General features: G+C 59.8%; 11 protein-coding genes. 8 read left to right on the forward strand and 3 right to left on the reverse strand.

The window, feature by feature from the left end; genetic code table 11:
- Positions 1 to 12 precede the first annotated feature (12 nt).
- Entirely contained in the window at positions 13 to 846 is an 834-nt protein-coding gene (locus ACMG4N_RS11390; RefSeq protein WP_414431703.1) for a PHP domain-containing protein, read from the reverse strand.
- A 185-nt stretch (positions 847 to 1,031) separates the two neighbouring features.
- Here ACMG4N_RS11390 and ACMG4N_RS11395 point away from each other — a divergent pair, with 185 nt between their 5' ends.
- From ACMG4N_RS11395 to ACMG4N_RS11420, 6 genes are all read left to right on the forward strand, one after another.
- Complete coding sequence (locus ACMG4N_RS11395; RefSeq protein WP_297763892.1) at positions 1,032 to 1,772, forward strand: VC0807 family protein; 741 nt, start codon at positions 1,032 to 1,034, stop codon at positions 1,770 to 1,772.
- A 21-nt stretch (positions 1,773 to 1,793) separates the two neighbouring features.
- The gene (locus tag ACMG4N_RS11400; protein ID WP_414431705.1) at positions 1,794 to 2,093 is read left to right on the forward strand and encodes a YciI family protein; all 300 of its coding nucleotides are present in this window, start codon (positions 1,794 to 1,796) and stop codon (positions 2,091 to 2,093) included.
- 132 nt (positions 2,094 to 2,225) lie between these two features.
- On the forward strand, positions 2,226 to 2,888 hold the full coding sequence (locus ACMG4N_RS11405; protein WP_414431707.1) for a TIGR04211 family SH3 domain-containing protein: 663 nt from the start codon (positions 2,226 to 2,228) through the stop codon (positions 2,886 to 2,888).
- Positions 2,889 to 3,058: 170 nt separating this feature from the next.
- On the forward strand, positions 3,059 to 3,967 hold the full coding sequence (locus ACMG4N_RS11410; RefSeq protein WP_297763902.1) for an acyltransferase: 909 nt from the start codon (positions 3,059 to 3,061) through the stop codon (positions 3,965 to 3,967).
- A gap of 62 nt (positions 3,968 to 4,029) precedes the next feature.
- Positions 4,030 to 6,594 carry a DUF349 domain-containing protein gene (locus ACMG4N_RS11415; RefSeq protein WP_414431708.1) on the forward strand — a complete coding sequence of 855 codons (2,565 nt, stop codon included), beginning with the start codon at positions 4,030 to 4,032 and terminating at the stop codon, positions 6,592 to 6,594.
- On the forward strand, positions 6,587 to 7,063 hold the full coding sequence (locus tag ACMG4N_RS11420) for a DUF4442 domain-containing protein (protein ID WP_414431710.1): 477 nt from the start codon (positions 6,587 to 6,589) through the stop codon (positions 7,061 to 7,063). The genes ACMG4N_RS11415 and ACMG4N_RS11420 overlap by 8 nt, the downstream gene beginning before the upstream one ends.
- 85 nt (positions 7,064 to 7,148) lie before the next feature.
- On the opposite strand, the gene ACMG4N_RS11425 is transcribed toward ACMG4N_RS11420, so the two are convergent.
- Both ACMG4N_RS11425 and ACMG4N_RS11430 read right to left on the reverse strand, forming a co-directional pair.
- Positions 7,149 to 7,763: a DUF924 family protein gene (locus tag ACMG4N_RS11425; RefSeq protein WP_414431711.1), complete on the reverse strand. Its 615-nt coding sequence runs from the start codon at positions 7,761 to 7,763 to the stop codon at positions 7,149 to 7,151.
- Positions 7,756 to 8,391, reverse strand: a complete 636-nt coding sequence (locus tag ACMG4N_RS11430) for an arylesterase (RefSeq protein ID WP_414431712.1) — start codon at positions 8,389 to 8,391, stop codon at positions 7,756 to 7,758. The genes ACMG4N_RS11425 and ACMG4N_RS11430 overlap by 8 nt, the downstream gene beginning before the upstream one ends.
- Between ACMG4N_RS11430 and ACMG4N_RS11435 the strand changes: the two genes are divergently transcribed.
- Both ACMG4N_RS11435 and ACMG4N_RS11440 read left to right on the forward strand, forming a co-directional pair.
- Positions 8,390 to 9,067, forward strand: coding sequence for an ABC transporter ATP-binding protein (locus ACMG4N_RS11435; RefSeq protein WP_414431713.1), 678 nt, complete (start codon positions 8,390 to 8,392; stop codon positions 9,065 to 9,067). The two genes, ACMG4N_RS11430 and ACMG4N_RS11435, sit on opposite strands and share 2 nt — an antisense overlap.
- The gene (locus ACMG4N_RS11440) at positions 9,060 to 11,468 is read left to right on the forward strand and encodes an ABC transporter permease (RefSeq protein ID WP_414431714.1); all 2,409 of its coding nucleotides are present in this window, start codon (positions 9,060 to 9,062) and stop codon (positions 11,466 to 11,468) included. Before ACMG4N_RS11435 ends, ACMG4N_RS11440 begins: the two co-directional genes overlap by 8 nt.
- Positions 11,469 to 11,520: the final 52 nt, after the last annotated feature.

Consider the following 11,520-nt stretch of genomic DNA (forward strand, 5'->3'; position numbering starts at 1 on the left):
AATTATTCACTATTAACTATTAATTGAGATCTGTCGCCCTTCCCACACCGGCCTCGCGCCATTCGGCACCGGCGGCAGCCGCCCCAGTGCCAGCCATTTCTGCTCCGGCGAGTGAAAGTCGGAGCCGGCGGACACATGCAGATCAAAGTGCCGCCAGCATTCATCCAGCAACGCCGTCTGTTGCGGGGAGAGCCCGGGCATGGCCACTTCGAGACCATCGCCGCCGGCTTCCTTGAAACTGGCAAGAAACTGGCGCAGCTTCTTGCGCGTCATGTTGTAGGCCTGCGGATGAGCCAGTACCGCGCTGCCGCCGGCAGCATGAATATCAGCGATAGCCTCTTCCAGGGTGCACCATGGCGTCGCCACAAAAGCAGATTGGCCCTGCTTCAGATAACGGTTGAAGGCGTGCCGGTGGTTGCGCACCCGGCCCGCTTCTTGAAGAAACCGGGCAAACAAAGGGCGCCCTGGCGCGTCGGTGCCTGCCAGTTCGCAGGTGCGCTCATAGCTGTTGGCCAGAGTGGCGGCACGATCAAGACGGCGGCCAATCTCCCTGGCACGGTTGACTCGCGCCTCTTGTTGGGCGGCAACCCTTTCCTGCAACTGACCACAATCGGTATCCAACCACAGCCCCAACACATGGTATTCGCGGTTTTCGTGGCGCACGGACAGTTCGATACCGTTCACCAGGCTGATGTCGTGCTTCCGGGCAGCCTCATGGGCCTCCGGCAACCCGGCCAGGGTATCGTGGTCAGTCAAGGCCAGACAGGTCACTCCATAGTCCGCAGCCCTCGACACCAGCGCTGCAGGGCTTAGAATACCGTCGGACGCCGTACTGTGACTGTGCAAGTCAATTGTATGGTTACAGGAGATAGCCAGATCCTCTCAAGGTTCTCGTTGTGTCTGCCGTGACTCCCTCAATGGGTCATAACAGGCTGACGACGGGAATCAAGGCGCAGGGTAGCATTTTTGAGCCCTTCATCGGCATCTTTAACGCCCTCCGGCTGCCATAAACTGATCAAACGGAATCCCGAATGAGCGAAAGCAACACCCCGGAACAGAACGGCAAGCCAGCCAGCGCCACGCCACCGAAGCAGGAAAGCCTGCTGGCCAACCTGCTGATCAATATCGCTATCCCTGCCCTGATCCTGGCCAAACTCTCCGGGGATGACTGGCTGGGCACCAAGTGGGCCATTGTGGTGGCGCTTGCCTTCCCCCTGCTCTACGGCCTGCGGGATTTCCTGCAGAACGGCAAGGCCAATTTCTTCTCTGGCCTGGGCATTGTCAGCATTCTGCTGACCGGCGGCATCAGTCTGATGGAGCTGGATGCCAAATATATCGCCATGAAAGAGGCGGCTATTCCGGCCTTGCTGGGCATCGCAACGGTGGTATCCCTGCGCACCCGCTGGCCGCTGGTAAAGACCTTTCTTTACAACGACAAGGTGTTGGATACCGACAAAATCGCAGCCAAACTGGAAGACAATAACAACCTCGGCGCCTTCGAGCTGACCCTGAAGCAGGCTTCCTGGATGGTGGCGGCCTCCTTTTTCCTGTCCTCGGTACTCAACTACGTGCTGGCCAAGGTGATTCTGACCAGCCCGCCGGGCAGCGAGGCGTTCAATGCCGAACTGGGCAAGATGACAGCCCTGAGCTACCCGGTTATTGTCGTGCCCTCCATGATTGTGCTGATTCTTGCCATGGTCTTTCTGTTTCGCCGCATCGGCAAGCTGACCGGGCTCAAGCTGGAAGACATCATGGCTGCACACCACCGTTAACCCTGAATAAAGAGCGAAACCATGCTGTACGCGATTATCAGTGAGGACGTGGCAAACTCCCTTCCCTTGCGCAAACAGGCTCGGGCGGACCATCTGGCCCGCCTGGAAACCCTGAAAGAACAGGGGCGGCTGATACTGGCCGGCCCGCACCCGGCCATCGACAGCAACGATCCCGGTGAGGCCGGCTTCACCGGCTCATTGGTCGTCGCCGAATTCGCCTCCCTGGCAGCCGCTCAACAATGGGCGGATGCGGACCCCTACATCGCTGCCGGTGTTTACGCTGGCGTTACGGTGAAACCGTTCAAGAAGGTACTGCCCTGACCTTCAGCGGGACGGTTTGCCATTTTTTACAAAGACACCACGGCCCGCAGCGCGAAATGTGATTATGGTAGCGCCGCAACCCTGATGACTTCTCTAGACTGCGCGGCCTGACATCAAGGAGTAAAGACCCCCATGCTCGCAAGACTGGTTTGTTTCCTGGCAATAATGGTAGCCAGCCATACGGCTGTTGCCTCCACTGCCTGGGTAGATGACAGCATCTATGTACCGATTCGCTCATCTGCCAACCCCGCTGGCCGCATTCTCCACCGGGGCATCAAGAGCGGCACCCGCATCGAGTTTCTCGGCTTCGACGGTGACTGGGCCAAAATCCGCTACAAGGACATTGAGGGCTACATTGGCAAGCAGTATCTGAGCCAGAGCCCCACCGCTGAAATCATGCTGGAGCGAGCCAACCAGGCCAGCGAACAGGCCAAGGCAGAAGCGGCCAAATTGCGCACCCAGCTGGCCGAGCTCAAAGGCGAGCATGAGGCACTTTCCGAGCAATCCTCGAAACTGAAGAATGCCTTGAGCTCCCGCAGCGATGAGCTGGAACAGTTGCAGGACGTAGCCTCTGACCCGATCCGCCTGGACCAGGCCAACCGTCGCCTCAATGAGGAACTGAGCCTGCTCCGTTCCGAGCTGGATCAAGTGAAAGGCGAGAACGTGATGCTGCGCAACAACAACACTTCCCAGCAGTGGATTACCGGGGTCGGCATTCTGCTGCTCGGCCTGGTTGCCGGCATGATCATGCGTTCACGCTCGGGCCGCCGCCGTAACAGCGGCTGGGCAAACTGATCATCCACTGATTATCCCTGCCAAGGCCATGCCTTCCCGGCATGGCCTTTCTGCTGCACTCAGGCCCCCAACGCCCTGTATTTTCGGCAAAAATGACCGAAACGGACACGGGACATGCCAAAGCGCTTTGGGTAGCATGCCTGTTTACCCTGCTATTGACGACGACGGTTATGACTATCTGGCACAAGATTCGTGGCGCACTGGCCCTGGTGGGCATCCTGCTTAACACCCTTCTTCTCTGCCTTCCGCTTTACGTTTTTGCCCTGCTTCGGCTGGTGCTGCGCGGGGAAAAATCCCAGGTGGTATTGTCAAAAATTCTGGTCTTCATCGCCGAGACCTGGATCGGCATCAATAACGCCATTATCGGCCTGACCAGCCAGGTGAAGTGGAACATCACCGGCATGGACACGCTGGATCGTGATCAGTGGTATCTGGTCACCTGCAACCACCAATCCTGGGCGGATATTCTGGTTCTGCAGCGCATCTCCAACCGCAGAATTCCCTTCCTGAAGTTTTTCCTCAAGCAGGAACTGATAAAAGTACCGCTGCTCGGGCTGGCCTGGTGGGCCCTGGATTTCCCTTTCATGAAGCGGTTCACCAAGGCCGAGCTTGAAAAGAACCCGTCCCTGAAAGGAAAGGACCTGGAAACCACTCGCAAGGCTTGCGAGAAATTTGCCTACTTCCCCACTTCGGTGATGAACTTTTTCGAAGGCACCCGCTTTGAGGCCGAAAAACACGCCAAGCAGCAATCCCCCTACAAGCACCTGCTTAAACCAAAAGCCGGTGGCGCCGCTTTCACCCTTAATGCCATGTCAGGGCATTTGCGAAATTTACTTGATGTGACCATTATTTACCCCCCGGAGGCACCCCGCTCTCTACTGGCTTATCTCGGCGGCGCCATGAACGAGGTTGACGTCATCGTTCAACAGCGCGTGATCCCCGCCTGGGCCTCGGAAGGCGACTACGAATCGGACCCGGAATTCCGCGCCCGATTCCAGCAATGGATTGGCGACCTCTGGGCGGAAAAGGATGCCTTACTGGAAAATAATAACGCCGGACGCACCACGCCGGGCGCCTGACGCAGCCCTTTTCCGCGTCAGGCATCCAGCGTCAAGCGTCTGGCGCCTTTTTGAGAATTTATATGTTTGGCCGATTTCTGAAACCTCGCTGGCAGCACAGCAATCCCGACATGCGGCTCAAGGCCGTGGAACAACTGTCCCCCGTTGACGACGAGGCGACCCTGGCTCGTCTTGCGCGCGGCGACTCCAACTCCTTGGTTCGAGCCGCCGCCAGCGGCAGAATTACGGACTTTTCCCTGCTGGACGAAATCCATCAGCGCGACGAAGAGCCCTCGGTGCGCGAAGCCGCCTCCATGCGGATCATGGCACTGCTGGCCGGCACCGTGGATGGCGCCCCCAACAGCGAAACCCGATTAAGGTTGATACGCCTCACCGGCAATCGCGAGGCGCTTGGCTATATTGCCCGTAACAGCCCCGATGAAATGTGCCAACAGGCCGCCATCGAGCGTCTTGATGATGACCACCTGTTGTTCGAGCTGGCCCTGGAAAGCAGGACAGAGACCCTGCGGCTCGAAGCCGCCCAGCAGCTCCGCAGCCTCTCCCTATTGAAGCGCCTTAGCCGCGAAGGCCGTGACAAACGCGTCACCCGGTTGGCCCGGGAACAAGCCAAGGCCCTGCAGGAAAAAATACAGCAGGAAGAAGCTGAGTCCGCACGGGTCGTGCAACTGGCAGATCGGCTGGAACAACACGCTCGCCGCTCCGTTGACGCCCTGTATGGCCCGCGTCTGGAACAGCTGGAACAGCAATGGCAGGACAGCAGCAACCGGGCGACACCAGAGCTGGCCGAGCGGGTTCAACAAGCACTGCAGCAATGCCGCCACCAACTGGCAATCCTGCAAGAGGAAAACCACCGTCAAGCACTGGCAGATACCGCCCGCGCAGAACGGGAAGCGGCAGCTCACAACCTGTATCAACTATTGAGCCAGAGCGAACCGCAAGCCTGGGAAGACCAGCTGGGCGAGTTGCGCTCTGCCCTTGCCACCCAGAAACGTCGCTGGGACAGTGCCAATGAGCAGGCCCCGGCCCCGGACAATGACAAACGGGCCTTCGAGGATCTGGTCAGTGCTTTCGAGCGCATGTTGAATCTGGCGGCCGATATTCTTGAAGCCCGCGATGATCCCGCTCGCCTGCAGAGCCTGGCTGCAGAGTGGCCCACGGGATACCCCAAGCCACCTTTGCTGGCTGCCCTCACCGCCCCGCCCCGCGAAGAAAAACCCGCAACGGCCCCGGCTCGCCAAGCACCGAGCCCCCATCAGGGGCTACTGGTTGCACTGAAGCGGGAGCTGCGAGAGGGCAATCTGCGCCACGCCAATCGCCTCTGGCACAAGGCCCAGGCCATCATCGACGAACAGGGCGATGCGGCCCTGGCCAGCCAGCTGAAAAAACTCGAAGCCCGCCGCGCCGAACTGCAGGACTGGCATCGCTTTGCTGCCGAGCCAAAAAAGGTGTCGCTGTGCGAATCCATGGAAGCCCTGGCTGGCAGCAGCATGGATGCGCCGCAACTGGCTTCCGCCATCCAGGCACTTCACGATGAATGGCGCGCCTTGATGAGCTCCGACCAGGACGAGGATCAGGCCCTCTGGGATCGCTTCAAGGCTGCCTCCGATCGCGCCTATGAGCCGTGCCAGGCCCATTTTGCCGAGCAGGATGCGCTACGCCAGAGCAATCTGGAAAAACGCCGCCAGCTTTGCGAGCAGCTTGAGCAATTTGTTGCCGCACAGGACTGGAGCCAGGCTGACTGGCAAGGCATCTGGCAAATCCGCCAACAGGCACCCAAAGACTGGAAAGCCATTCAACCGGTGCGTTTTACTCACGCTCGTGAGGTGCAGAAACGCTTCTCCGCGATACTGTCCGGCCTGGACGAAAGGCTCAAAGAGTATATCGAGGGCGCCGAAACCTCTCGACAGGCCCTGATCACCCAGGCAAAAAACCTGGCCACACTGGATGATGTGGGCGAAGCGACCCGGCAGGCGCAGCAATTGCAGAAGCAATGGCGTGACACGCCCTGGTTGCCGCCGGCGCAGCATCGCGCCGGTCAGAAAAAATTCAAAAAGGCCATGGACACCCTGTTTGCCGAGCGCAACCGTCAGCATGCCGAACGCAAAGCGGAACAGGAAGTTCGCTCACAGGAAGCGCGAGATGCGGTCACGCAACTGGAAAGCTGCCTGGATGCGCCTTTCTCAAGGGAGGGAGCCCATGCTTTGAAAGAAGCGCTGAACGCGCTTGAACAATTCAACAGCTCCGCCCTGCCCCAGTCTCTGAATCGCCAGGCTCAGCAGCTGCGTCGGCGCGCCCGGGAAAGGCTCGACCGCCTGTCTGAATGGGAGCACTGGCAAGCTCTGCAGCAGACCGCGGAAAGCCTTTCTGAAGTGAATGAGTGCGGCGAGGAATCACTGACACTGGCGGTTGCCTTCGAGGCGCTGGCTGGCGTACCCAGCCCTGAAGCCGAGCGCCAGCGCCGCCTTCAGTGGCAACTGGAAAAGCTGCCGTCGGCCATGAAACAGCAACAATTTTCTGCTCTGGATGAAATGGCTCGGCTTTTGAAGGATCACGATCAGCCGGTCTGTGCCGCCGTGCGCAATCGCCTGCTTCAGGCCCTGGCAGTATTGGAGCCGGGCAGTGAGTAATCTGCTAACCCGGTTTGCCCGCACCCCGAGAGGGCTGCGCTGGTTTCTGAATCTTTACGGTCCCTACCTGGGTGCGGGTGTGCGGGTAGATTATCTGGCGGAGGACTTTCGCGAGCTCAAGGTGTCCATGGGATTGCACTGGTACAACCGCAATTACGTGGGCACCCATTTTGGCGGCAGCCTCTATTCCATGGTCGATCCGTTCTACATGCTCATGGTCATGAACGTGCTGGGGCGGGATTATATCGTCTGGGACAAGGCTGCCGAGATTGATTTCATCAAGCCGGGCACCGGGCGGGTTCATGCCCGTTTCCTGCTGACCGATACCATGCTGGAAGCAATCCATCAGCACACTGCCGACGGCAACAAATACCTGCCTTGTTGGCCGGTGACCATCATCAACGATGACGGCGAGACAGTGGCCAAAATCAACAAGACGCTCTATATCCGCAAGAAGCCCAGCAGTTGACCTTGTCGTGGGAGCCATCCCTCATGATGACGCTGATTGATCTGAAAAGCGCCAATGGTTCGCCATGCAAGCATGGCTCCTACAGTCACTGCCCGAAGCTACCTGTCTTTTCCAGATAGGCGAGTTCTTCGGCGGTACTTTCCCTACCCAGAGCTGCATTGCGATGTGGGAAACGCCCGAAGCGGCGAATCAACTCCCGATGTTGCCTGGCTGCATCGACACTGCTTTGTACCGACTTGCGACAGGAATCCGGGGCGCGCTCCAGCAAGGCGGTCATGCTGTTCAGGCAGAGATCCTGCAGGTCTTCATCTTCGGCATGCATCAGTGGCATCAGGAAAAACACCTGGCCGCACAGGGGCAACTTGCTGTGCGTCTGCCTGGAAACACCCTCCACCGCCAGGGTTGCCGCCCGGTGATCGCCGGCAAAGGCCTGGGACTGGCCACGGTAGATATGGCGGGTGAACTGGTCCAGCAACAGAATCAATGCCAGCCGTGACTGCGGCTGCCGCTCCCAGTCCACCAGTTCCTGCTGTATCGCCGCCTCCACATAAACGCCGAAGCGATGCTCAATCTCTGCATCATCACCCGCACTAGCGCGAAACCATTTGCGCGTCACCGATGCCTGCGGCCAGTCCTGGCTCAGACCATCCTCAAACCAGTAATTGAGTACGTCCTGCCAGGGCGGCGTCAATTCAAACATCGTCACCTCCTGCGGCGTCATCGCACTGAGCCGGCAATAAAGGCTCAAGCACAGAAGCGGCATGGGCCTTCAACAAGGGCTGGGCTTCCCCGGTGGGATGAATGCCATCTTTCTGCATCCAGCCCTGCTCCACCACGCCCTCCAGGAAAAACGGGAACAACGGCACTTTTTTGTCGTCAGATACCTGACGGAACTGTTGTTCGAACAGACGGGTATACTGTTGCCCGTAATTGGGGGGAATACGCATGCCGAGCAATACCGGTGTGGCGTCTGCGGCACGGCTTTTTTCGATCATCTGTGCCAGGTTGTTGCCCATGGCTAGGGGGGACAGTCCGCGCAGGCCATCATTGCCGCCCAGCTCGATGATCACGATTTGCGGCGCATGTTTGTCCAGCAATGCTGCCAGCCGGGCATTGCCGCCGGCGGTGGTTTCACCACTGACCGACGCATTGATCACGGGGAAATCACGGCAGCGCTGTTCCAGTTCCTTCTCCAGCAGGGCGACCCACCCTGCGGATTTTTCAATCCCATAGGCAGCACTGATACTATCGCCCAGAACCAGTAAGCCCCTAGCCTGCACGGACAGCGCCGCCATGGCCAGAATTGCCACTAAAAGAAGCCGAATCATGAACACAACATCTCCCGTATTAAGCGCCCGAAATCTTGGCAAACGTGTACAGGGACCAGAGGGCGGGCTGGATCTATTGCAGGATATCACGCTGGCAGTGAATGCCGGTGACAGTCTGGCCATTACCGGGCCATCCGGCTCCGGCAAATCCACCCTATTGTCTCTGCTCGCCGGCCTGGATGTGCCCACCAGCGGTGAGGTGCTGCTGGGAGACAAGCCGTTCAGTAGTGGCAGCGAAGATCAACGGGCCCGCCTGCGCGGTGAGCAATGCGGCTTTGTATTTCAGCATTTCCAGTTGGTGGCCGATCTCACCGCCCAGGAAAACGTCATGCTGCCGCTGGAAATCCTGGGCCGCGCCAAGGCCCGCGACACCGCCCGCCACTGGCTCGACCAGGTGGGGCTGGGCAAACGCCATCATCACTTCCCGGCCCAACTATCTGGCGGGGAACAGCAACGCGTTGCGCTGGCGCGGGCCTTCGCGGTGTCCCCTTCCCTGCTGTTTGCCGATGAGCCCACCGGCAGTCTGGATTATGCCAATGGTGAGCATGTGGCAGACCTGCTGTTTTCCCTGAACAAGGAACAGGGCACCGCCCTGGTACTGGTCACCCATGACCAGGCTCTGGCCCGGCGTTGCAGCCGAGCCATGTCCCTGGTGGAGGGCCGTCTTGGTGTTTAAGGCTTGGCGTTCCCCCGCATTTCGCGTTCAGGCACTGGCGGTGCTGGTGGCAGCCTTTGCCATGACCGCCATGCTGATTCTGCGCGACACCGTGGACCAACGATTCAACCAGCGGACCGCCGTTGCCCTGGGTGCAGACCTGATTCTGGAAGGCACTCGCTTCCCGGAACCGGCACAACGACAGCAACTGGCAGAAACCCGTCACACGGAAAGCGTGAAATTTTCCAGTGTGCTGGTAAATGACGACAGCTTCCTGCTCGCCAGCATCAGGGCGGTATCTGCCGGCTTCCCGCTCTATGGTGAGATCCAGATCAGTGACAGCCGCTTTGCGGATCCGTACCCGGTGGATCATGGCCCACAGCCCGGTCATGTCTGGATTGCCGGCACCGGGCTGGATCGGCTGGGCTTACAGACCGGCGAGTTCATTACCCTGGGCGAACGCAGCCTGCTGATCGATAAGGTCATCGTTCAGGAGCCGGATCAACAAGCCGGCTTCTACAGCATGAACCCGCGGGCCCTGATCCATATTGATGATCTGCAACAGGCAGCAATACTCGGTGAGGGCAGTCGCTACCGCCATAACATTCTGGTGGCTGCCGATGATGCCACTCGCCAGCAGCTGGAGAGTCGCCTGACCCCGGGGCTGCGGCCGGATCAGGAACTGGAAACCGTGGCCAATACCGAGTTGCGCAGTCGTGGGCCGGTGGAGCAACTTTTCCTCTGGTCGCAACTGGCGGTGATGCTGGTGGTGTTGCTGTGCGCGGCGGCCATCTACCTGACCTCAAGCCACCGTGCCCGTCACCAGCAAACGCTCTGTGCCGTGATGAAAACCGTGGGCGCCAGCCAGGCAGCCATTGTCCGCCGCTTGCTGGGCGGCGACGCCCTTGCCCTGTTGATCCCCACGCTCAGCGGTATTGCCCTGGCCAGTGCGCTGGGCCTGTATCTGATCACACTAATGGGGGGAGGCATGACCTTTCCCGTTGCTGCACCGGTATTGGGCCTGATTGGCCCGGTGCTGCTGTGGCTTGGGTTTGCTGCCCCCACCCTGTGGGCGCATCTGGGCCTGCCAGCCACCGCCTTGCTGCAACAGCGTGAAAGCCAGCCGGGCCGTCAGCGCTGGACCCTGCTAATTGCCCTTCTCACCCCGATCCCGCTGGCCGCCGTGATGAGTGGTTCACTGACCAGTCTGTGGCCCCTGCTGCTGCTGACTTTTGCCATCGCGGTGGGGCTACCGCTGGTGCTGTGGCCCCTGGTGTCGCTATTGGACCGGGTCAGCGGCAGGATGCCGCTGGCTGCCCGTCTGGCCCTGCGCCGCCTGAGCCGTCGCAAGACAACCACGCTGCCCCTGCTGGCAGCGCTGGTGGTGTCACTGGCGGTATTGTCCATGTCGATCCAGACCGGCAGACAGTTACTGAGCGACTGGCGCTCTACCCTGCCCGACAATGCACCCAACTATTTTGTCATCAACCTGTTTGACCAGGACCTGGCGCCTTTCAATGACTGGCTGGCACAGCACAACAGCGACAGCCAGCCTCTTTATCCTGTGGTTCGCGCCCGGCTCACCGCTATTAACGGCGAGCCTGTACGGGATGCCGTGACCAAGGAGCAGGACCGGGGCGACCGGGCATTGAACCGGGATCTGTCTCTCACCGAGGCGGATACCTTGCCTGACAGCAACGAGCTGCTGGAAGGCCGCTGGATCGAGGGGGCCGGCGAGGTCACCGTGGAAAGTGAGTTGGCGGAGTCACTGGGGTTGAAGCTGGGTGACCAGTTGATCTTTACCGGGGCCTCCACGCCTATTGAAGCTGAAATTGTCGGCCTGCGGGACGTGGACTGGGAAAGTTTTGCGCCTAACTTCTACTTCATGTTTTCCCCGGGCACGCTGGAAGCCCAGAGTCGCACCTGGATCACCAGTTTTTATCTGCCCCCCGAGAAAAGCACAGAGCTGGCGAGCCTGGTGCAACAGTTTCCCCAGATCAGCCTGCTGGACGTGAACGCCATCCTTGCCACCTTGGAGGACATCGTTGCCCAGGCCAGTCGCGCCGCTTTCTTTGTGGGACTGATGCTGATGCTGGCGGCGCTACTGGTGCTGGCTGCTGCCCTGCTGGCAACCGCTGACCAGATGCGCAAGGATAACCGGCTGCTGGTTGTGATTGGCGCCCGCCAGAGCCTGCTGCGGCGCACCGCCGCTCTGCAGGCCCTGTTCCTGATTGGTGGCGCCGCCCTGCTGGCCAATCTGATTCACTTTGCCGCACTGTTTCCACTGGGGCAGAAACTGTTCGACGGCGAGTTGCCGTTGAGCCTGTGGTTACTGCTGCCCTGGGGCGTCACTGCGTTGCTGGTGCTGGCAGCGCGGCTGGCGCCACCCTTGCAGCCAGCTTCCCTTAGCGGGAAAGTCTGACGCAGATAACACGGCGACTTCGTAGGGTGGATTAGCCCAAGGCGTAATCCAC

This window comes from Alcanivorax sp. IL2, assembly GCF_047495475.1.
GTDB lineage: Bacteria > Pseudomonadota > Gammaproteobacteria > Pseudomonadales > Alcanivoracaceae > Alcanivorax.